This is a genomic window from Psychrobacter sp. APC 3281, assembly GCF_030407815.1.
In the GTDB taxonomy this organism is placed as follows: domain Bacteria; phylum Pseudomonadota; class Gammaproteobacteria; order Pseudomonadales; family Moraxellaceae; genus Psychrobacter.
Genome location: NZ_JASDCS010000003.1, coordinates 297,233 through 318,493, shown reverse-complemented (window position 1 = coordinate 318,493; position 21,261 = coordinate 297,233). Strand labels below are relative to the sequence as shown.

19 protein-coding genes are annotated in these 21,261 nt (G+C 42.5%); 5 read left to right on the top strand and 14 right to left on the bottom strand.

The window, feature by feature from the left end:
* Positions 1-16: 16 nt before the first annotated feature.
* Positions 17-868, bottom strand: a complete 852-nt coding sequence (locus tag QL886_RS03825) for an aldo/keto reductase (protein ID WP_102090574.1) — start codon at positions 866-868, stop codon at positions 17-19.
* A gap of 88 nt (positions 869-956) precedes the next feature.
* The gene (locus tag QL886_RS03820) at positions 957-1,940 is read right to left on the bottom strand and encodes an aldo/keto reductase (protein ID WP_102090573.1); all 984 of its coding nucleotides are present in this window, start codon (positions 1,938-1,940) and stop codon (positions 957-959) included.
* Between the two features lie 219 nt (positions 1,941-2,159).
* Here QL886_RS03820 and QL886_RS03815 point away from each other — a divergent pair, with 219 nt between their 5' ends.
* The 3 genes from QL886_RS03815 (at position 2,160) to QL886_RS03805 (ending at position 4,897) form a co-directional block, all read left to right on the top strand.
* On the top strand, positions 2,160-3,050 hold the full coding sequence (locus tag QL886_RS03815; protein WP_290177686.1) for a LysR family transcriptional regulator: 891 nt from the start codon (positions 2,160-2,162) through the stop codon (positions 3,048-3,050).
* Positions 3,051-3,216: 166 nt separating this feature from the next.
* Complete coding sequence (locus QL886_RS03810) at positions 3,217-4,056, top strand: SDR family oxidoreductase (protein ID WP_102090352.1); 840 nt, start codon at positions 3,217-3,219, stop codon at positions 4,054-4,056.
* Positions 4,057-4,585: 529 nt separating this feature from the next.
* Positions 4,586-4,897 (top strand): DUF1244 domain-containing protein, encoded by a 312-nt coding sequence (locus QL886_RS03805; protein WP_102090353.1) that lies wholly within the window; start codon positions 4,586-4,588, stop codon positions 4,895-4,897.
* Positions 4,898-4,972: 75 nt separating this feature from the next.
* Here the strand turns inward: QL886_RS03805 and QL886_RS03800 are convergent, their stop codons facing one another.
* From QL886_RS03800 to QL886_RS03770, 7 genes are all read right to left on the bottom strand, one after another.
* Entirely contained in the window at positions 4,973-5,416 is a 444-nt protein-coding gene (locus tag QL886_RS03800; RefSeq protein WP_102090354.1) for an SRPBCC family protein, read from the bottom strand.
* Between the two features lie 81 nt (positions 5,417-5,497).
* Positions 5,498-6,502, bottom strand: a complete 1,005-nt coding sequence (gene rluF, locus QL886_RS03795) for a 23S rRNA pseudouridine(2604) synthase RluF (RefSeq protein ID WP_102090355.1) — start codon at positions 6,500-6,502, stop codon at positions 5,498-5,500.
* Positions 6,503-6,814: 312 nt separating this feature from the next.
* Positions 6,815-7,519, bottom strand: a complete 705-nt coding sequence (locus tag QL886_RS03790; RefSeq protein WP_102090550.1) for a hypothetical protein — start codon at positions 7,517-7,519, stop codon at positions 6,815-6,817.
* 282 nt (positions 7,520-7,801) lie between these two features.
* Entirely contained in the window at positions 7,802-8,941 is a 1,140-nt protein-coding gene (locus QL886_RS03785) for a CaiB/BaiF CoA-transferase family protein (RefSeq protein ID WP_290177685.1), read from the bottom strand.
* On the bottom strand, positions 8,934-11,135 hold the full coding sequence (locus QL886_RS03780) for a 3-hydroxyacyl-CoA dehydrogenase NAD-binding domain-containing protein (RefSeq protein ID WP_228707004.1): 2,202 nt from the start codon (positions 11,133-11,135) through the stop codon (positions 8,934-8,936). The genes QL886_RS03785 and QL886_RS03780 overlap by 8 nt, the downstream gene beginning before the upstream one ends.
* A gap of 70 nt (positions 11,136-11,205) precedes the next feature.
* Positions 11,206-12,414, bottom strand: a complete 1,209-nt coding sequence (locus QL886_RS03775; protein WP_102090553.1) for an acetyl-CoA C-acetyltransferase — start codon at positions 12,412-12,414, stop codon at positions 11,206-11,208.
* A 62-nt stretch (positions 12,415-12,476) separates the two neighbouring features.
* Positions 12,477-13,628 (bottom strand): acyl-CoA dehydrogenase family protein, encoded by a 1,152-nt coding sequence (locus QL886_RS03770; RefSeq protein WP_290177684.1) that lies wholly within the window; start codon positions 13,626-13,628, stop codon positions 12,477-12,479.
* A 377-nt stretch (positions 13,629-14,005) separates the two neighbouring features.
* Between QL886_RS03770 and QL886_RS03765 the strand changes: the two genes are divergently transcribed.
* Positions 14,006-14,644 carry a TetR/AcrR family transcriptional regulator gene (locus tag QL886_RS03765; RefSeq protein ID WP_290177683.1) on the top strand — a complete coding sequence of 213 codons (639 nt, stop codon included), beginning with the start codon at positions 14,006-14,008 and terminating at the stop codon, positions 14,642-14,644.
* Positions 14,645-14,780: 136 nt separating this feature from the next.
* Here QL886_RS03765 and QL886_RS03760 read toward each other — a convergent pair whose 3' ends face one another.
* The 5 genes from QL886_RS03760 to QL886_RS03740 all read right to left on the bottom strand — a co-directional run bounded on the left by QL886_RS03760 (position 14,781) and on the right by QL886_RS03740 (position 19,165).
* On the bottom strand, positions 14,781-15,416 hold the full coding sequence (locus tag QL886_RS03760; protein WP_290177682.1) for a hypothetical protein: 636 nt from the start codon (positions 15,414-15,416) through the stop codon (positions 14,781-14,783).
* A gap of 401 nt (positions 15,417-15,817) precedes the next feature.
* Positions 15,818-16,801, bottom strand: a complete 984-nt coding sequence (locus tag QL886_RS03755; protein WP_102090558.1) for an MDR family oxidoreductase — start codon at positions 16,799-16,801, stop codon at positions 15,818-15,820.
* A 77-nt stretch (positions 16,802-16,878) separates the two neighbouring features.
* The gene (locus QL886_RS03750) at positions 16,879-17,511 is read right to left on the bottom strand and encodes a TetR/AcrR family transcriptional regulator (protein WP_102090559.1); all 633 of its coding nucleotides are present in this window, start codon (positions 17,509-17,511) and stop codon (positions 16,879-16,881) included.
* A gap of 97 nt (positions 17,512-17,608) precedes the next feature.
* Positions 17,609-18,193 carry a YqiA/YcfP family alpha/beta fold hydrolase gene (locus tag QL886_RS03745; protein ID WP_102090560.1) on the bottom strand — a complete coding sequence of 195 codons (585 nt, stop codon included), beginning with the start codon at positions 18,191-18,193 and terminating at the stop codon, positions 17,609-17,611.
* A gap of 57 nt (positions 18,194-18,250) precedes the next feature.
* The gene (locus QL886_RS03740; RefSeq protein ID WP_102090561.1) at positions 18,251-19,165 is read right to left on the bottom strand and encodes a hypothetical protein; all 915 of its coding nucleotides are present in this window, start codon (positions 19,163-19,165) and stop codon (positions 18,251-18,253) included.
* 736 nt (positions 19,166-19,901) lie between these two features.
* On the opposite strand from QL886_RS03740, the gene QL886_RS03735 reads away from it, so the two are divergent.
* Positions 19,902-21,101, top strand: coding sequence for a sugar transporter (locus tag QL886_RS03735; protein ID WP_102090562.1), 1,200 nt, complete (start codon positions 19,902-19,904; stop codon positions 21,099-21,101).
* Positions 21,102-21,261: the final 160 nt, after the last annotated feature.

Here is a 21,261-nt window from a genome sequence, read left to right as displayed (position 1 = left end):
TTAATTATGTTTGTGATTAAACATCCATCTTACGACCCGCTATCCACTCAACCATGGCTGGATCTCGGTGTGAGAAGAACGAGCTAGTATTGGTATCTAAAGATATGATGGTGTTGATGTCATCGCTGTCTAATTCAAAATCAAATACCGCTAAGTTTTGTTGCATATGATCAAAGTTTACGGTTTTAGCCAAACAAACCACCTCTTGTTGCACGAGCCATCGCAAGATAATTTGAGCAATAGATTTGTTGTGTTTTTCAGCAATCTTACTCAAAACTGGGTGGCTAAATAGATTATTACGACCTTCAGCAAAAGGTGCCCATGCTTCAGGTTGAACGTGGTTACGCTTCATATATGGAATGGCTTGGAGCTGCTGCTGAAATGGATTCACTTCAATTTGGTTGACCGCAGGAGCCACATGATTGAATGCTATTAAGTCTGCCAATCGATCTGGCGTAAAGTTACTGACACCAATGGCACGAATCTTACCTTCCGCTTGTAACTCTTCCATCGCACGCCAAGCCCCATGTACATCACCATAAGGTTGATGAATCAAATAAAGATCAACATAATCAAGCTGCAAACGCTGTAACGAGCGTGAAAATTGTGCTTTTGCACCTTCATAGTTGGTATCTTGCAACCACAACTTCGTGGTAATAAACAACGCCTCACGAGGTACATCAGCATTTTTGATTGCATTACCTACAGCGGTCTCATTCATATAAGAGGCTGCGGTATCAATGTGACGATAACCCGCCCTAATGGCATCAGCGACGGCTTGCTCACAAGCTTCAGGCTCTTCGATTTGATAGACACCAAAGCCTAAAATGGGCATCTCAATGCCATTATTTAAAGTAATATTCTTCATTGATATTTTCCTTACTAAGTATTATTTATTGGTATTATCTGTATAGATTGTAAATGGAGAAGCTATAAATAGAGAGACTATAAATAGATTAACGGTTAATACGCTTTTGTAAGTGAGCCGGATAACGGTCACCAACAATGTCAATGTCTGCTATTGCTTTTTCAATCATTGCCAGTTCTGTACTGGTTAAGCTGACTTGCGCCGCTGCTACATTTTCTTCTAAACGATGAGTTTTAGTCGTTCCTGGGATAGGAGCAATCCATGGTTTTTGCGCTAAGATCCATGCGAGTGCCACTTGAGCATTTGTCGCTTCTTTTTGTGTTGCAATTTGGGTTAAGAGATCGACAAGAGCTTGATTGGCTTGACGAGCTTCAACCGAAAAACGCGGTACAAGGTTACGAAAATCATCGTCAGCAAACTCAGTCTTATTATCGATAGTACCTGTCAAAAAGCCCTTACCTAATGGACTAAAAGGTACAAAACCAATGCCCAACTCTTCAAGCACTGGGAAGATGTCTTGTTCTGGCTCACGCCACCACAATGAATACTCGCTTTGTATTGCAGTCACAGGAAATACGCTATGGGCGCTACGAATAGCATCAACACCAGCTTCTGATAAACCCAAATGCTTCACCTTACCCTCTTGAACTAAGTCCTTAACTGTACCTGCAACCTCTTCCATCGGTACATCAGGATCGACACGATGCTGATATAACAGGTCAATATAATCGGTTTTTAGACGTTTTAAGCTTGCGTCTACCATCTTTCGAATACTGGCTGGACGACTGTCTACGCCTTGCTCAACAACCCCATTTTTAAAGCCGAATTTGGTTGCAATAACAACTTGCTCGCGAAAAGGTTTAACCGCTTCACCAACGATTTCTTCATTGGTAAATGGCCCATAACACTCCGCTGTATCGAAAAAAGTAACCCCTTGTGTATGAGCGTGTTGAATCAATTTGATGGCATCAGATTTGATTGGCTGATTGCCATAACCAAAACTCATTCCCATACAGCCCAAACCAAGTTCTGAGACATTAAGACCGCTAGTGCCAAGTTGACGTTGTTTCATAGTTATTCTCCTAAATAATCGTTATTTTTGATTGGCTTTAACCAAATCACTGGTGTGCCATCTTGAGATTCTGTAATGGCGATATAACCTAAAGCCGACTGAACAATATCTATTGTAAATGGATAAGATTGTTTTGATTAGATGGGTAAAACAGGATTACTTTATGAAATTTTTTCATTAATATAGGTAGTCAATGCTGGCAATCAGATTTGGGTTTATATGAATAAAAATTACAATGACTTATTGGCGTTTGTCACAGTGGCAGAGCTTGGCAGCTTTACTAAAGCTGCACACGTCTTGGGTGTATCTCAATCAGCACTGAGTCATACTGTTCGCAATTTGGAAGCTAAATTGGACGTAAGGCTGCTTTATAGAACGACACGCAGCGTGTCACCAACAGAAGCAGGAGAAAGACTGCTTCATTCCGTAGGACCCAAATTGCGTGAGATTGATTTAGAGCTAGAATTGGTTAATGATTTTAAGGACAAGCCTGCTGGAACCGTCAGAATTACGGCTGCCGAACATGCGATCAATCATATTGTCTGGCCCAAATTACGACCATTACTATTTGAATTTCCAGACATCAACCTTGAGTTGAATGTCAATTATGGACTGGTTGATATCGTTGCAGATCGTTTTGATGCTGGCATTCGCTTAGGTGAGAATCTCGATCAAGATATGATTGTCGTGCCAATCTCTGCCCCTTTTCGTATGTCTGTTGTGGGCAGTCCTAAATACTTTTCACAAATAAAAATCCCTAAACATCCTAGTGACTTAATGCACCATAATTGCATCAATATTCGTTTGCCCACTTTTAATACTATTTATGCCTGGGAATTCGAAAAAAACGGTAAAGAAATTAAAGTTAACGTGAAAGGACAAGTGGTATTCAACAGTTCAGAAAATCGTTTGGACGCCGTATTGTCAGGTATTGGTCTCGCTTACTTACCTGAAGATATGGTACAGAGTCAGATACAAACGGGCGAGTTAATCGAGGTGCTCACTGATTGGTGCCAACCCTTCGATGGTTACTATTTATATTATCCAAATCGGCAACTGTCCTCCCCTGCTTTTAAATTGATTGCAGAGGCACTGAGGTTTCACCCATAGATAAAGGTTTAAAAACATCGATAGGAGTAGCTTCTAATGATTGAATTAAACTCGTAATGAGCTGATTAATGAATCAAACTCATAAGGACATTGCGTTTATGTGATCTAGTAAAACAATCTATAGGCTTTATAATTTAGATAATTCACTGATCACGAGGAGTACGTAATGGAAAACAAACAGGTCGTTGTATTGGTAGGCACAGGGTCTATAGGGCAAGCGATTGCCAGACGCGTTGGGGCTGGCAGACATATCGTGCTTGCTGATATTAGTGAGAAAAATGCCCAAACAGCGGCAAAAATATTCAATGATGCAGGTTTTGATACCAGTGTCATGGTCACCGATTTATCCTCTAGAGCCTCGATTAAACAGCTCATTGATCATGCTCAGCAATTTGGTAGTGTGATGCACCTTATCAACGCAGCGGGATTATCGCCTTCACAGGATTCGATTGAGGCTATCTTGCATGTCGATCTGTATGGTACAGCGGTATTACTGGAAGAATTTGGTAAGATTATCGCAGCAGGCGGTTCAGGTATCACCATATCATCGCAATCTGGCCATCGATTAGCAGCCCTATTTGAGCAAGACAATACCTTATTAGCAACAACACCGACTGAGTCGTTATTAGACCTGCCCTTGATAAAAAATATTGATGACACATTAAAAGCATACCAATACTCTAAAAGATGTAACGGCTTGCGAGTCATGTATGAAGCAACGGCATGGAGTAAACGCGGCGCAACCTTAAACACCATTAGCCCCGGTATCATCATTACACCATTGGCGAATGATGAGTTAAATGGACCGCGTGGCGAGGGATACCGAAACATGTTGGCGAAAAGCCCGTCAGGTAGAGCTGGAACACCAGATGAAGTTGGTGATCTTGCAGCATTTTTGATGAGTCATCAGGGTCGTTTTATTACGGGTAGTGACTTCTTGATCGACGGCGGAGCTACTGCAGGATACTGGTATGGTGACTTGCAATATTTGAAAAAAACTCATTAATACTGGCTAACTAAACTTCTACTCTCCATTTTGCACAAATAAAATGCCGTGGTAATAATCGCTTGAGCAGTTTGACCTTTGACTTGGGTGATAAATTTATCGTTATTACTTAAGCTACTCACATTTTGATAAAGCTTTTTCGCATTGTGAAGATGAATACCCTATTTTGTCGCTATATTTTCCAACTCTCTGTCACGCAGCTCATGTCTAAAGTTTCTTACCTTTCTTATAAAGCTTACTTGATAATAGTCGCTTCTTTAGCGATATGAATGAAAAACGATGGGAAGCCATAAAGCAAGAAATTAATTATAGAGTTGAAGAAAAAACTTGGCTCACGATTGACCAAAGAGCAGATAGAAATGAAGCGTGGTTTAATAGTATAATCAAAAAGGTTTAAGCTAATAAACCGCTGCTATGATGGGGTTTCTTGTGCGCGTTTTTGATATAGATCAACACAGGTTGCGCAATGTTTATATCATTAGTATCATCTCAGTTCTAAAATAGCTCAATGACAATCAGGGAAAACTTTATGGCAAAATTAGAATCAAACATCGAATTAGAAGCCGCGGCATTTCGTCGCTTATTGGCTCATTTAGACGAGCGTAAAGATGTACAAAATATCGAGCTGATGAACTTGGCTGACTTTTGTCGTAACTGTTTATCCAAATGGTATAAAGCTGCTGGTGAAGAGCGTGGTATTGAAATCGACTACGAGGATGCTCGCGAGCTTGTTTATGGCATGCCTTACGCTGAGTGGAAAGAGAAGTATCAGCAAAAAGCAACACCAGAACAGTTGGCACGTTTTAATGAAATTGAAGCTGCCAAGAACAAAACGAATTAAAACCAACTAATAGTGGCTCAAATAAAAGAGCCACCATTATATAATTATATCGAAGAAGACAATATTGCCGCTAGATTAGCGGCTTTCTATAGATTTGAGTATACTACTAAACCCTATGGTTCCTTGTTTCTGCATTTGACGGTCAAATAGGCGACCGATTAATGGCAATGGTACAATCAATCGACCCTCAGATACCCAAGTCACGTGTGTGGTGCCATCGCCCAAGTCTTTTAAATCAATGATACCTTTATCATGCTGCATTTTTATAGGTTTAGATTTTTCGATTTGGTATTGCATATGAGTAGGACGCTCAAACGCTGTAATCCGCTCCCAGAACTTAACAGGTCCCGTTTGAATGCTACGTAAAGCCCCGACGCCATTGCGCTCGTCGTTACCTTCAGCTAATAACTTAGCAACTCCTACCGCTTTAAATGAGCCATAACTGGCATGGTCACTCAGTGCTTCAAATACCTCATCAATCGGTTTTTTGACAATGCGCTCTACTTTTATTTTAAACATAATATGATCTCGTTAAGATTAAAGTTATTTAGCTTACTGCTATTTTAGAAATAAATATAGCAGTCACATTGTGAAAAATTATTACCGTGAAGAGCCGCGTCCCTTTGAAGGACGCCTGCCATTGGTAGCAGGTTTACCATTGCCTCCGGACTTACCATTACCCCCTGACGGCTTACCACGACCAGTAGGACGTCCATCCCTACCTTTAGAACCTGCTGGTTTTCTAGCATCATCCTTGGCGTATTTGTTACGGCCTTTTGCTGCACCTGTCGATTTTGCAGAGGATTTTGACTTTGACGAAGCATCCGTACGAGGTTTCTTTCGTGGCGCATTGCGAGATTTCTTGCTTGAATGATTGTCTTGCGAAGAAGAATCTTCTACAGATTTAAGTAACACGGACAGCTCTTTTGGAGTTAAGTCTCGCCAGTCACCAACGGGAAGACCCTTGAGACTTACATTCATAATCCGCGTACGTTCAAGCTTGACGACTTCGTAGCCAAAGTGCTCACACATACGGCGAATTTGACGGTTTAGACCTTGAACGAGCGTGATATTAAACACATTAGGAGCCACTTTAGTCACTGGGCATTTTTTGGTCATCTTGCCAAGCATCGGCACACCGCCCGCCAAACCTTCGATAACACTATCCGTTAACGTCTTATTTACGGTAACTAGATACTCTTTCTCGTGATTATTACCCGCACGTAGTACCTTATTGACCAAATCACCGTTATTAGTCAAAAAGATCAAACCTTGAGAATCTTTGTCCAAACGACCAATCGGAAAAATACGTAAACTATGTCGCACAAAATCGACAATATTATTTTTCTCAGAGCTTTCTGTAGTACTTACAATGCCCACTGGCTTATTTAATGCAATAAAAATAAAATCATCAGGCTCTCGCGGCTCAATAGGCTGCCCATTGACCTTTACTGCATCACCAGCAACCACCTGATCACCTACCGACGCACGTTTGCCATTGATGTATACATTACCTTGTTCAATAAAGCGGTCAGCGTCTCGCCTAGAGCAAATACCACTTTCGCTGATGTATTTATTTAAACGAGTCGAGGAAGCGTTGAACATAAAGCACCGTTTTACCTGATAAGAAGCTTTTTTTACTAAGAAAAAAAGCCTGAATTGAATGAATCAATAATGATGAAATAGCTCACATTATATAGGAAATCGACTGACCCTTTGAGGGGAGATGGGTAAAAACCTAGAAATGTATCGCGTCATGTAATTTTGGATGATGTCGAAAGAACTTGTTTATGAGGTTAGGAATTTAAAAAGCCTCACCATTCATCATACGAGCAGTGAGGCTTTTTTCTAGTTTTTCAGCTATATAATTTTCAAATCTGTTCTTTTGCTGATTACTCTACTAACTTATCTTCCACACTATTCAGCATCATCCAACAGTTTGTTAAGCTCGTCTACCATTGGGTCGTCAATGATGCTGCCTTCTACATAGCTGATTATTTCATCTACAGTCGTCAGATCCATTTCACGAATACCTAAACTGGCCAATTGCGCATTAATAGATTCTAAGCTGTCGTTATCTTCAGCGTCATCTAATAAATCCTCTTCAAACCTACCTCTGACAAACCAATACATTTTTTCTAGTACGGTTTCTTTTTTGGTCAAAGTAGAATAACCATCGCCATAAATAAATAGATTGAAATGATAAGGTATTTCTATATCATTGATGAAAAATGTACGTTGGCACTCTAATGTATAGGCTTGAATCTCTTCACTCTCAGCGCTTTCATCACTTTTGTTGTCTTCATCATATTCAATCGCCTCTTCTATCAACTCACCTAATATCTGATAGTTGCCGACTTTAATTTTGTGATTATAAATGATAGCGGAGTCTGCAATTGCATCGAAAATAATGGCACTGACATCTAAGGTGTGGTTATCGATATCATAAAATGCTTTTAACGCTGGCAAAAACTCGGTCAGCGTTTCTTCCGGCACTTGAATGAGAAACTGCTGCTCGTATATTTTAATCATATCTTCAGGAGCATAGGTATTAGCAGTATTGGTCTCGTTTCTACCTGTTGGCTGCAAAGGTAAAAAATTATACGGGTTATGTTTGGTCATTCAGAACTGCCTTTTTACTTAAGTTGAATTTATTAAATGTCTGTGTTGCTCAATCTCTAAGAGCCTTTGAACGTGCTACTATTTTTAATTACTATAAAACTTTAGGATTTATGGGCGTATTGTCTCTTATTCAGGCAATTTTAGATAGACAGTTATAAATATACAAGTTCAATCACTCTGGTTTATACAGACAGTTAGAATAATAAAGACTAAGAAAAGATACTAGCCAGCAGCGGCTCAATATCTTCTTCTCTTTTCTCTAGAGCTATTACATACTAATTATTAATTCACCTGTTGCCACCCTGACGTCGCATGATGTTCATCTTGATGTGCAAATAAAGGGTGAGCTTTGGCTTCCTGCAAACTTAGCACGGGGGTCACACAGACATCCGTTGTTGCAAATATACGTTGCCAATGCTCAAGCGTTTGACTGGCAAATTTTTCCGCTATTGTATTGGTCGCAGCTTCACTCTCAGGTCTATTGGGCATAATACCAAGTTGCCAGTGTATTTCTTTAAGCGACGGTAGCTCCAATACCTGACATAGCCCTTGCCAAAATTTCAACTCCAAGGAACCAACCGCCATATGCCGCTTATCAGCGGTTTGGTACAATCGATAGCATGGTAATGCACCGCCTAAAAAGTCATGATGCGGCAGTAGAGTGTCGTTTAAGCCATTTCCTGAAAGGCTATTAATCAGTTTGCCTGTGACCTTTGGCATGACCATATGATTGTACAAACTGTGCGTCATGCTAATAGCAATGTGTCGTCCCCTGCCCGTACGCTGCGCGGCAAATACGGCAGCCAACAGTGCTATCACTGCTGTATCACTACCACCTGCCAAATCCGCAAACTGGATATTAGGCATAGCCTGCTCACCCTGCGCTGTTTTTAGCTGATCTAGTACACCGCTCATAGCCATAAAATTAATATCATGACCGGCTTTGTTGGCCCAGTCATGATTCACTTCAGAACCACCTGTTGAGTCAGCATCTTCTAAATAAGTACCTTCTTTTGTGTAATTGCCTGCTACGCCATAGCCAGTGATTGACACTATTACTAGCTTTGGATTGATGGCATGCAGGGTCTTAGAATCTAGCCCCATTTCTGCCAAGACACCTGGGCGAAAGCTATCCAGCATCACATCAGCTTCTTTAAGATGTGCTTTTATAGCTTCAATCGCTTTGGGATCATGAAAGTCATGCTTTTCGGTCTTCTTACCGTGGTTTAGAGCTACGAAGAGCTCACCAAATACCCGAGCAGGATCACCTTGTTTGGGCTCGATTTTAAGGACGTCAGCGCCCAAATCCGCAAGCAAACGCGTGGCAAAAGGCCCAGGTAGGTTACGAGTCAGATCTAACACTTGCAACCCTTTCAGACAGTCCGCCATTTGATCATGATTTGATACATGCGCATCAGTCATCAGAGAACGCCTCGCCATTAGCTACCATGTCTAGCAAAATTTGAGCAGGCTCAAAACGTTCGCCGTATTTTGCCGCCAGCTCGCGACTACGTTTGATGAATTCGTTCATGCCCATCGCATTGATAAACTGTAGAGTACCGCCATGCTGCGGTGCAAACCCCCAACCAAAGATAGACCCTATATTGGTATCGGCAACCGAGCGTACGACATTTTCTTCATAACACTTGGCAGATTCATTGGCTTGAATAAACATCAAGCGATCAACTAAATCTTGCTGTGAGGGTTGCTCTGACTTTGGTGGATATAAGTTAATAAGCTCAGGCCATAGATGTTTGTTACCGTCTCCTAGATAATCATAGAACCCTTTGCCATTTTTCTTGCCCTCGCGCCCATGCTCATTGACCAGCGTCTTTAGTATCTCGTAAGAAGGGCGCACAGTGACAGACTTGCCTTCGGCTGCCATATCCGCCTGCTGCTGCTCGCTGACATGTAATGCGAGACTCAATGACACTTCATCTTGCAATGCTAAGGGCGGCATAGGCATCCCTGTTTTCAGTCCAGCGACTTCGATACTACGCGGATGCACACCTTCACCCAGCATCGCGATACCCTCTGATACATAAGTACCAAATACTCGCGAGGTATAAAAGCCATGACTGTCATTGACGACGATAGGTATCTTGCCTATTTGGAGCACATAATCGAACGCTTTGGCGAGCGTTGCATCATCGGTTCGCTCACCTACTATAATCTCAACGAGCGGCATCTTATCTACTGGTGAGAAGAAATGCAGACCGATGAATTGTTGTGGACGAGTGCTGGCTTTTGCCAGTCCTGTAATAGGTAACGTTGAGGTATTAGACGCATAAATAGCCGTGCTTGGAATCACCGCCTCACTCTGCTGGGTACATTTGGCTTTGATTTCTCGGTTTTCAAATACCGCTTCGATGATGAGATCACAATCAGCCAAATCATCATAAGAAACAGTTGGTATAATACGTGTTAAGAGCGCTTGTTTTTTCTCTTCGGTAGCACGCTGTCGGCTGATGGCTTTATCCAAAATATTGGTAGAGTACGCTTTGCCTTTTTCAGCATTGGCAATATCTGTGTCCAATAAGACAACGTCTATACCTACTTTGGCAGTGACATAGGCAATGCCAGCGCCCATCATGCCAGCGCCCAAGATACCGACTTTTTTAGTGGTTATGCGTTCAAACTCTTGAGGGCGAGACTGACCTTTTTTGATATTGTTGAGCTGCGTCCATAAGGTGTTGATCATGTTTCTTGATTCAGGGGACAGCACACAAGCGGCAAAATAACGCGACTCAATCTCAAGCCCTGTATCGATATCTACCAAGCAACCCTCAAACACACAAGACATAATGTGAGTAATCGCTGGATAGTTGCCGTGTGACTTTTGGTTGGCCATGGCTGGGGCGACGGAGAATATAGGCACTATCTTTGGATGCTTGCTATCACCGCCAGGGATTTTAAAGCCTTTCTTATCCCATGGCTGCTGCACGCTTGGATTATTTTGAATCCAGTTTTTAGCCTGCTTCAGCATGTCTGCTTGATCGGTGGCTGTCGCATCAATGAGACCGATTTCTTTTGCCGCAGCGACACGTAATTCTTTGCCTTGCGTCATGAGCTCCAGTGCCATTTGAATACCGACCAATCGCGGCAAACGCTGCGTACCACCGCCGCCCGGCAGCAAGCCCAATTTGACTTCAGGTAGACCAAGCTTGGTCTTTGGCGTATCAATCGCAATGCGATAATGACAGGCAAGTGCCAATTCTAGACCGCCGCCCAGCGCCGTTCCTGTCATCGCAGCGACCACAGGCTTTCCTGAAGTTTCAAGCTTACGCAAACTTCCTTTGAGCGTTTCGGTCAATGCAAATGCTTGCTCGGCTGTCTTTATCTGGTTCAATTGATCAATATCTGCGCCAACCACAAAGGTTTCCTTGGCCGATGTGAGTATCAAGCCTATGGCTGTGTCATCATTGATAACGCTATCGACCATCGTGGCGAACGACTCCGTAAAACCGTCACCGATGACATTCATTTTGCGTTTGCTTTGTTCAATTGTAATGGTGACAATGCCATCGTTATCACGCTGGGCGGAGAAATTTTCTAGTGCGTTAATGGCTGTTACGCTATCTGCTGTCTGGTTAGCTACCTGGTTATTTGTCATCATTTTTATCCCTTAAATGATTCTTTATCTATTATTTTTTGTCTACTTGTTTTCATTTTATTTGAAAAAGAAGTTAAACACGCTCAATGATGGTCGCAATGCCCATGCCACCGCCCACGCATAGCGTGATCATGGCAGTTTTAAGATCACGGCGTTCTAGCTCATCGAGGACCGTCGTCATCAGCATCGCGCCCGTTGCGCCAAGCGGATGACCCATGGAGATTGCACCACCATTAACATTGACGATATCAAGCGAGAGTCCGAAATCATCAGCGGTATTCATCGGGACAGCAGCGAATGCTTCGTTAATCTCCCATAGGTCTATGTCAGAGGCCTGCATGCCCGCTTTATCAAGGGCTTTTTGGCAAGCTGGTGTTGGACCTGTCAGCATGATGGCAGGTTCTGAGCCAATGACTGATGCCATTGTAATTTTGGCGCGTGGTTTTAGACCTGCTTTTTGACCAGCAGCAGCACTACCAACCAAACAAATCGCTGCCCCATCAACAATGCCTGAAGAGTTGCCTGCATGATGCACGTGATTGACGGTTTCAATCGTGGTGTATCGGTCTAATATCACACTATCAAAGCCCATTTTACCTGGCATAATAAAAGAAGGTTTAAGACCCGCTAAGGTTTCGACATTGGTATTAGGACGGATGGTTTCGTCTTTATCCAATAGCATCATGCCGTTGATATCGGTGACAGGGACAACAGATTTGTCGTAATACCCGTTCTCCCAAGCCTGCGCCGCGCGGCGATGTGATTCGGTGGCAAAAGCATCGACATCGCTACGGCTAAAGCCTTTGAGCGTTGCAATGGTATCTGCGCCCACCCCTTGCGGTACGAAATGCGTCGCTTCATTGACGCGCGGATCCATGTACCAAGCACCGCCATCAGAGCCCATCGGCACACGGCTCATTGACTCAACACCGCCCGCCACCACCATGTCTTCCATACCTGACATGATTTTGGCAGCCGCAAGATTAATAGACTCTAGACCAGAGGCACAAAAACGAGACAAGGTAAGACCTGCCACACTTTGTGCCCAACCAGCATCAATGACGGCGATACGCGCAATATCAGAGCCTTGCTCGCCCACTGGGGTCACGCAGCCAAGCACCACATCATCGACCAAACTGGTATCCAAGTTGTGACGCTGCTGCATCTCCTTTAATAAGGTACGTGTCAGCCAAATTGGTGACGCCTGATACAAAGAGCCGTCCTTTTTTCCTTTGCCGCGTGGCGTGCGGATAGCATCATAAATGTAAGCGGTCTCAGTCATAAAAAATCCTTTTTTTATTTTTTAAATAAACAATAATTATTGTAGTCTTATAATATAAGCGTCTACATAAAGCGTGAAGCCAGCTCTTTCATAATCTCATTGGTGCCACCATAGATTTTTTGCACGCGCGCATCAGCATATAAACGGGCGATAGGATACTCAGTCATATAGCCATAGCCACCAAACAGTTGCACGCATTCATCGATGACTTCGCACTGTTTTTCGGTGACCCAGTATTTGATCAATGAGGCATGCGGTACAGACAGTTTGCCATCTAACATCGCATCGACTGCCGCATCACACATGGTGCTGGCAGCAAGATAATCGGCATAGCATTCTGCCATCTTGAAGCGGGTATTTTGAAATTTCCAAATAGGTTTGCCAAAGGCTTCACGGCCCTTTACATAATCTAGTGTTAGATTGATAGCCAGCTTCATCGAACCGACCCCTGATAGCGCAATGATGAGGCGCTCACGTGGCAACTCCTGCATCATCTGTATAAAGCCCATGCCTTCTACCGTGCCCAACAGGTTGGTTTGCGGTACACGTACATTGCTAAAGAAAAGCTCTGAGGTATCCTGCGAGGTCAGACCAAGCTTATCTAGGTTACGTCCACGCTCAAACCCTTCTACGTTGTCCGTTTCTACGATGATAAGTGAGACACCTTGCGCGCCTTGTTCACGATCTGTTTTGCATGCTAATAAAATCAGATTGGCGTGCTGACCATTGGTAATAAAAGTCTTAGAGCCATTGATAATGTAATCATCACCGTCTTTTACTGCATAGGTTTTGATGTTTTGTAGATCGGAGCCAGTACCAGGCTCGGTCATGGCGATAGCGCCGATATATTCACCTGTTGCCATTTTTGGTAGCCACGCTTGTTTTTGTTCTTCAGTACCGTGGGCTAAAATATAAGGCGCGACAATACCTGAATGCACCATACCGCCAAATCCTGACTGATTGGCCTCAGTCTGTGCATAGATAAGCGCGGCCTCATGACCGAAATCGCCGCCGCCACCGCCATACTCAGCTGGTATCGCCGCACACAGAAACCCCATCTCGCCTGCTTCTTCCCATGCATCGCGATCGATCATGCCGTTTTTGCGCCACTGCTCATCCTTTGGCTCCCAAGATTGAAACATTTTTAAGGCGCTGTCATACACCATCTGATGTTCTTCAGTCATCCAGTTTGGGGTGAATTTTTCGATACTCATGATGTCTATCCTTGAGAAGGTGGAGTGAATAAAACTATATAGTCAAGTCTATATAAATCCGCTACATCGTCATCCTCGCTAAGCATACTAATGTATAACTCGCACTCGGTTTCCTTATATCGAAATTATATTAAACTGACTATATCTAAGCCTTTTTTTAAATTGTGGTAATTTATATTACCGTTATATATATGCGATAAATTCTTTGTATTTATTAATATATTAGTCTTATACTAGGCTACGAAAAACTACTTCGCAATCAATTAAATAAAAATGGTAATCTACATTACTTGTTAATTTAATTACGTTAAATTATCGAGTAAATCATTTAACTGGTAGGACGTATCAAATAGCCAATACTTTAAGAAGCGATAAATATGAAAACCTTTAATCAGTCAGATAGCTTTACGCAAACTCGATCTCTAGCGCCCCTATCCGATATGCGGCCCGCAACTTTGGATAAAATTGAACAGGCCGTTCGTAAAGTCTTTGCAGGACTTGATGCGAATGAGGTGACGATGGCGCAGATTGCAAAGTCTGCAAACGTTTCCTTGCAAACGCTCTACAAGTACTTCGGGGACAAGCAAACGCTGTTTTATACCATTATGGATATCGTACTTGGCAGATTAGCCGCTCGTATTATGGATCATCTGCAAGGGATTGATAGCGTACAAGATCGTCTACGTAAGACGCTGTGGGTCTGCTTTGATTTTGTCGACTCGCACCCAGATGCGGTGATGGTGCTGTCTTCAGTCTCGGCCTCGCGCATACGTAATATCGCAATCTATGAAAACAAAGAGCTAATTGGCGCGTTTTTGGCGGTACTAGAAGATGGGCAAAATCGCGGGGTGCTCAACGACACCGTTCCACTGCATATACTCTTCGATGTGTTTATGGGATTTATTAGTCGACTTGGCTTAATGCATACCATTCGCCAAACAGAGACGCCATTAAATGCAGAATTTGATGCGCTATTTGTGATTTTATGGCGCGCTATTTCTAAACCTGAAACATAAGACAAAAAATCTAATATTAAAAACCAAAAAGCCCCACAATAAAGTGAGGCTTTTTTATACTGCGTCTTCTAATTTATACTAAGGCTTCTTAGTCGATGAGCTTAGATTATTACACTCTTCACATACTCACAGCATTTTAAATACTGCTAGATTTTGGCAATCCATACTCTGCATGATCAACCACATGGTTGTTTTGTTCAATCGTCAGTCGATAACCTTTGATAACACCATCGTATGGCAAACTGCCCTCATACTGCTGATAATGCTCGATGATGCTGTCTTGAATCACTGATTTACGTTGAGCATCGTCTAATTTGGCAAAACCACTAGGCAAGTATACTTGGGCAAAACGTGAAGCCGCGCCACGAGACATCCAATTATCAGCACTCGTAAATGTAAAATCTACTTCCGCTCTTAAGCTATATATGGGTAGCGTATTAGAGTGATTCGCCAAGTCATATTTAAGTTGAGCAATATCTTCTGCGAATGGCTGATACGGTATCTCAAGTACGGCAAATAGTTTTGCCAAAAACTCATCAGCGGTAAAATGTTTGTCCATATAGCTACCATCAAGCCCAAGAAATTTGCTCGACAGTACATGGCGCAGGCGGTCATAGGCTGGAATAGTATGTTTAAGAGGATAACCCATTTGCTTGACGATATCTTGCGGGCGCAGCTCAAGCGACTCTATTTGATTGATAATATATTGCGCTAGAGAATGGCGTGGGTGATAACGACGGGTATATTTAGATGGGTTAACAATGTGACTCATGATATTGAACACCTTAGACTCCTGTTACTCCGACGAAAAAGTATGATATACGCCCAAATAGGCAAAAAATCAGGCACAAATGAGGTTGTCGGAGTACAGGCTCATGCGCTTTACCAGAGTTGTTTTATATCGTGCTGGAAGTTGCAAGGTTTGTCACGCCGCCATGAGACTATTGTCATGGTCGGAAACAACAAAACTGTTAAACCCACGATAGATCGTTCAACGATGATAGCACATCAGGTGACAAAAAATAAATACTGATATGTGTGACTGTTTGTGAATAGTAATTTTTCACATTAAGCACTCAATACTGGACCTTTCTGTATACTTTGTTCATGTGCTAACACGAGGCTCAACATCAAAACATTAATGTTGAAATATTAAAGAAAATGAATGATAATCTAACGATTGACATCAACAACTATTCGACCACAAACCTTACCATCCAACAACTCGCTGGCTATCGGAATGACTTCGCTTAAACCAATCTCTCTGGTGATTGCATCCAATTGCGTCATATCCAAACTTGTACTCAAACGCTGCCATGCTTCTACACGCTCATCATAAGGTCGCGTCACGCTATTAATACCAAGCAAACTGACACCGCGTAAAATAAATGGCGCAACAGTAGCAGGGAAATCCATGCCTTGAGCCAATCCACAAGTAGCGACTAAACCATCTTCACACGTGCTAGCACAAACGTTGGCCAGCGTATGACTACCAACAGAATCAATTGCGGCAGCCCATTTCTCTTTACCAAGTGCACGTCCCGGACTACTGAACTCCGCTCGATCAATGATCGTCGTTGCACCAAGGCTTTTTAAGTATTCAGCTTCCTCTAGGCGACCCGTAGACGCAGTGACAGAGTAGCCTTGGTTTGCCAAAAGTGCGATGGCAAAGCTACCAACACCGCCATTAGCACCCGTCACCAATACTTCGCCACGCTCTGGTGTCAGTCCATTACGCTCTAACGCGATCAAGCAAAGCATCGCAGTATATCCTGCCGTACCTATTGCCATTGCTTGACTTTCAGTCATCGATTCAGGGAGCGGGATAAGCCAGTCACCGTTTAATCGCGCTTTTTGTGACAGACCGCCCCAATACTTCTCACCCACACTCCAACCATTTAACAACACCTTGTCGCCTGCTTCGTAGCGAGGATGGCTGCTTGTTTCTACAGTTCCTGCTAAATCAATACCTGGAACCATGGGAAATGTGCGTACCACAGGGCTACGACCCGTGATAGCCAATCCATCTTTATAGTTGAGTGTGCTATATGCCACACGGACCGTGACATCCCCTTCTGGCAATTGCGCGTCCTGTATCTCAGTCAGATTAGACTGATAAACATCATCATTTTTTTCAATTAATATTGCTTTAAACATAGTAGCTCCTATTTAGACCAATCGTCTATAAATTAGTAAAAAATTTAGACCGGTCGTCTAAAAATATAAATAAAAAATTACTTCTGTATTCCTGCTACAAAACCTCGGAAAAAAGTATCTAATGGACTGACATCTTGCACCAACTTAGCACGCAAAACCGCACCTTCCCAACCAATCCAAAAAAAAGCAGCAAGCTCATCACAATCACTATTAGGATGTATTTGTCCCTGTTGTACTGCAACACGTAAACAAGCCGCTAAACGTTTTTGCCAATCAAGTAATATACCTTCTAACTCACAGCGAAAACTCTCAGGCAACACGACAATCTCTTGACCCAAGTTACCTACCAAACAGCCGCGTCGAAATTCATGCTTAATCATTCCTGACTTAGCATCTTCAACAAAGTCACTAATACGCTGCATGGGAGATACTTGCTCATTCAGAAAACAATGATCTAGCTTGCGAGCAAAATACAACGCGTACTGCCGCAACACTTCCTGTCCAAATGCTTCTTTGTTTTTGAAATAATTGTAGAAAGAGCCTTTAGGCACATTGATGCGTTTGAGTATGGCATCGATACCAGTAGTCGCAAAGCCTTGCTCTGTTAGTATCTCCATCCCAGATCTCAAAAGAGCTTCACGGGTATCCGTAAACTCTCTCTCAACATTGGGTGGACGCCCTCGACGGGCTTTTGGCTTAGTAATCGTCATGCACAAATATTATGACCGATCGTCTTTAATGTCAATCAATTGTTTTAAGCAGTTTATTTATCCATCAGTCGCGACAGTTTTTTGACTGCCCTTGCTATTAGTCTTCACCATGATATGTTGCCTCATCCATCCAAACGATGGGGTCTTCGCACAGATGAGTTAAGTGATACCAAATATCACTACTACGAGCGATACGGTGATGACCGTCTGCAAAGTAATCAACGTCCCAGCTATTAGGTAGATTTACCAAGGTTCGTCTAGCTACCGCCACATCCAAGCTTTCATCATCGACTTCTACCATAACTCGTACTATCTCGGTATTGGTCGTGGGAAAAGACAGCTTCATATCAGCCACGTCAGGGATACGGTCAACCAATACCTCACTTGGATAGATACAAGGCGCAATCAACAGCGCGCGCAAGTTATACTTATGCGCAAAATGATTGGCAAACCAGCCACCAAGCGAATGCCCTGCCAACACCACTCGAGGATACTGTGTCATTTTCTCGCGAATCAATGCATCATAAATCTCAAATATTTCTGCAAAACTCTCGCGGTAATTGACCGTTTGACAGTATTTTGGCTCACGCGTGATACAGGTATATTTGCTGGTCTCATTGCTAGAGTCGAGACCATGAAAAAACAGTAAAAACGTATCATTGTTTTCAATAGGAAACATCATAAGGTTCTTCTTTTTTAATTGTTATTTAGGTTTTTTCTTGATCATTTGGCTTATAAATTAAACTGGTTTTTGGGTGGCAACCTGCGCTTGGTACAAGCTTAAAAGCTCCTCACAAGCCTGTATTGAGATATTTTTTGCAAAACCTTCGTTAAACCAAAAATCATAAACCGCTTGGACAATGGCTTTCACCGCTTCTGCATTTTCTGGCTTTTGTTCTATTAGTTTCATCGCAATGTCTTGCGCTTGTATATCCGACTCGCTATAGGGCGCGCTCCAGCCGACGCCATAACGATAGAGCACATCATTGATTGCCAATATGAATATGGCATTGGACACCCCAAATGAACCGATAAGCCTCTCTAGCATTGCACAGCGCTCTTCGTAAATACTGACCTCTATCGGCATATCAGCTTGATCAAACAAACAGTCACAACTCACCATGTGCGAGGGCTTACTAAAATCATCCCATAGCAATGGATAAGTTCCTCGAATCCCGCCCTTTTCCACTACATTAAATTGCCAGATCGCATAATGAGTATCTGGCCCTTTATAAGGCACATGTACGAACCACTGCATCATCGCATCACTGTCATACATGATATGAGTACTACCAATCCGCACGCCCTGCTTAGGTAGTACATCCTGATACACGCTATTTATGTCATCACTATAGAGCGTGACTTTACGTAAGTTTTTATCACTGCTATCGCCTAGCTTCGCTCGTGCTTCATTTATATTTCGATAGGGTTTAAAGGGTGCTACCCATCTGAGCGGCTCATCGGTATTGTTCACGAAATAAATATCATCTTCATAATTGTCTACAGAAACTGTCTCTAGATAAAACAATGGCTGTTTTCGTATTCGGCCTTTCTCATCATTTGCTAGTACCGTTATACCAGATAACTTTGAGCCATCCGACCATTGCATATTATCTAACCGTTTTTGCTCAAACTGATACGTTAATGTCGTCATATTTATATCCTTATTGTTTTGATTTTGGTTGTTTCGCTGCAGCTTTTCGTTGTTGTTATATTCTGAATGCTGATTTCAAGCCAGCCGAGTCTATTCGCCATTGTTTAAATGACGTCATTATCTATAAAGTTACGTAAATTAATCGACTTGGTAAGGTAGTATTTTTTTAATTCCGATAGGCTTTTTAACCACAGTTTTTCGCTGTTACATTGCTAATATTTTTGCAACGCAAACGAGTTTTTTCTACTAAGTTTCTTGTTTATTAATAAATATAGTTTTTGAGTTTGTACAGGCGCAGAAGTTTAGGATAAAACGTAAATAACACTACTAGAAAGACTTCGCTAAGATAGCGTTTAAAAACTCAGTTAAAGAGTGAAGCGTTGCGCTCCGAGGGTTAACTGGTTTTTATCTCATGTCATTTTGCCTGACCTAATAACTATAATATAGGCTCACATAAAAATAAAGCCGTTTAAAACTTCTACGACAACTGGTGTCGCTTCTTTTTAAATGAATTGTAGTTTAGTCGTTAGCAAGGACCCCAACACAATAATTATCATTAGCGACAGTTTCATATTACTCAAGCATCTTCAATAAACGTCTAATTAACAATCCTTATCAAAAAACACCTTTCACGATCGACGTGGGCTTGCTATCTTGCCCCGCAAACCTTGTATTCTAATTGAGCCTGCCCCACTTTGACCTATCACACGTAGTATTCGCATCTGTATTGGACTTTATGACACATAACCTTGAGGCCAGCTCAAACGCTCGCCGAACTCAGTATTTTCAAGTATTTTTGATGGGCGTTAGTGCCTTTATAATGAACACCACAGAATTTGTCCCTGTGGCGCTGTTGAGCGACATTGCCCAAGACTTCTCCATTACGACGGCAGAGACTGGCTGGATGTTGACACTCTATGCTTGGATTGTCGCTGCGATGTCATTGCCACTAATGCTATTGACCAGTCGATTTGAGCGCAAACGCTTGCTCTTAGGGCTTTTTGCCGTATTTATTGCCAGTCACGTACTGTCTGTATTTGCGTGGAGCTTTGACGTGCTGCTCATTAGCCGAGTTGGAATTGCGTTATCTCATGCGATATTTTGGTCAATTACAGCTGCAATCGCGATACGCGTCGCACCTGAAGGCAAAAAAGCCATGGCGCTTAGCGTACTAGCAACGGGTACGTCATTAGCGATGGTATTGGGTGTGCCATTGGGTCGTTTGGTAGGACAATGGTTTGGCTGGCGTGCGACCTTTGGCGGTATTGGTGTCATCGCCTCAATTGTATTTATTCTACAAGCAAGGCTATTGCCCACGTTGCCTAGTATGTTTGAAGGGTCTTTTAGAAAGATTCCAGAACTCCTTAAAAACCCTTTATTGGTTTGTCTATACTTGCTTATTTTATTGGTCTTTACAGCGCACTATACGGCTTATTCTTATATAGAACCATTCATGCGCCAAGTCGGTAATATCAGTGAAAACGCTGCGACTTTTGTACTGTTACTATTCGGTGCAGCTGGAATTGTAGGCAGTGTTATTTTCAGTCGTTGGGGAGATCGGTTCAATACCAGATTGATGCTGATATCGACCATACTGATGCTCGTGTCTATGCTTGCGCTATTGCTAGTAGTGACCTCTGTATGGGCGCTCAGCTTTATCGCCTTACTGTGGGGCGCGGCGCTCATGCTACTGATTATCTCCATGCAGGCCAAAGTCATTATGGTCGATGTCAATGCGCAAGACATGCTGATGTCGATGTTCTCAGGTATTATTAATTTAGGAATTGGTACGGGTGCACTATTCGGTGGTTATGCCGTGACGCACATCTCACTATCTAGCGTAGGATACACAGGTGCTGCTATCGCAGTTGTGGCGTTACTCTTAATGCTATTTATGATAAAGCGCTTTCCTGAATTGAGTAAGCGACTTGGCTAAATAATAAGTCGATATTAAAGAATAGCCAAAAAATAGCATTCAGTAAGGAACCGTCAGAAAATAATAAGCAGAATGCCAGCCATATAAATGGGCTGGCATTTTCTTTATGTATGAATACAACAATGTGGCCTATGAATCATTACGAGGATTGCTTATATAC

Bases quoted from the DNA above. Each gene is read 5' to 3' on its own strand.
- rluF (WP_102090355.1), bottom strand. From the start codon at position 6,502: ATGTTCAACGCTTCCTCGACTCGTTTAAATAAATACATCAGCGAAAGT.
- QL886_RS03770 (WP_290177684.1), bottom strand. From the start codon at position 13,628: ATGAGTATCGAAAAATTCACCCCAAACTGGATGACTGAAGAACATCAG.
- QL886_RS03740 (WP_102090561.1), bottom strand. From the start codon at position 19,165: ATGACGACATTAACGTATCAGTTTGAGCAAAAACGGTTAGATAATATG.
- QL886_RS03765 (WP_290177683.1), top strand. From the start codon at position 14,006: ATGAAAACCTTTAATCAGTCAGATAGCTTTACGCAAACTCGATCTCTA.
- QL886_RS03755 (WP_102090558.1), bottom strand. From the start codon at position 16,801: ATGTTTAAAGCAATATTAATTGAAAAAAATGATGATGTTTATCAGTCT.
- QL886_RS03790 (WP_102090550.1), bottom strand. From the start codon at position 7,519: ATGACCAAACATAACCCGTATAATTTTTTACCTTTGCAGCCAACAGGT.
- QL886_RS03760 (WP_290177682.1), bottom strand. From the start codon at position 15,416: ATGAGTCACATTGTTAACCCATCTAAATATACCCGTCGTTATCACCCA.
- QL886_RS03800 (WP_102090354.1), bottom strand. From the start codon at position 5,416: ATGTTTAAAATAAAAGTAGAGCGCATTGTCAAAAAACCGATTGATGAG.
- QL886_RS03815 (WP_290177686.1), top strand. From the start codon at position 2,160: ATGAATAAAAATTACAATGACTTATTGGCGTTTGTCACAGTGGCAGAG.
- QL886_RS03745 (WP_102090560.1), bottom strand. From the start codon at position 18,193: ATGATGTTTCCTATTGAAAACAATGATACGTTTTTACTGTTTTTTCAT.
- QL886_RS03780 (WP_228707004.1), bottom strand. From the start codon at position 11,135: ATGATGACAAATAACCAGGTAGCTAACCAGACAGCAGATAGCGTAACA.
- QL886_RS03735 (WP_102090562.1), top strand. From the start codon at position 19,902: ATGACACATAACCTTGAGGCCAGCTCAAACGCTCGCCGAACTCAGTAT.
- QL886_RS03750 (WP_102090559.1), bottom strand. From the start codon at position 17,511: ATGACGATTACTAAGCCAAAAGCCCGTCGAGGGCGTCCACCCAATGTT.
- QL886_RS03810 (WP_102090352.1), top strand. From the start codon at position 3,217: ATGGAAAACAAACAGGTCGTTGTATTGGTAGGCACAGGGTCTATAGGG.
- QL886_RS03805 (WP_102090353.1), top strand. From the start codon at position 4,586: ATGGCAAAATTAGAATCAAACATCGAATTAGAAGCCGCGGCATTTCGT.
- QL886_RS03775 (WP_102090553.1), bottom strand. From the start codon at position 12,414: ATGACTGAGACCGCTTACATTTATGATGCTATCCGCACGCCACGCGGC.
- QL886_RS03825 (WP_102090574.1), bottom strand. From the start codon at position 868: ATGAAGAATATTACTTTAAATAATGGCATTGAGATGCCCATTTTAGGC.
- QL886_RS03820 (WP_102090573.1), bottom strand. From the start codon at position 1,940: ATGAAACAACGTCAACTTGGCACTAGCGGTCTTAATGTCTCAGAACTT.
- QL886_RS03785 (WP_290177685.1), bottom strand. From the start codon at position 8,941: ATGACTGATGCGCATGTATCAAATCATGATCAAATGGCGGACTGTCTG.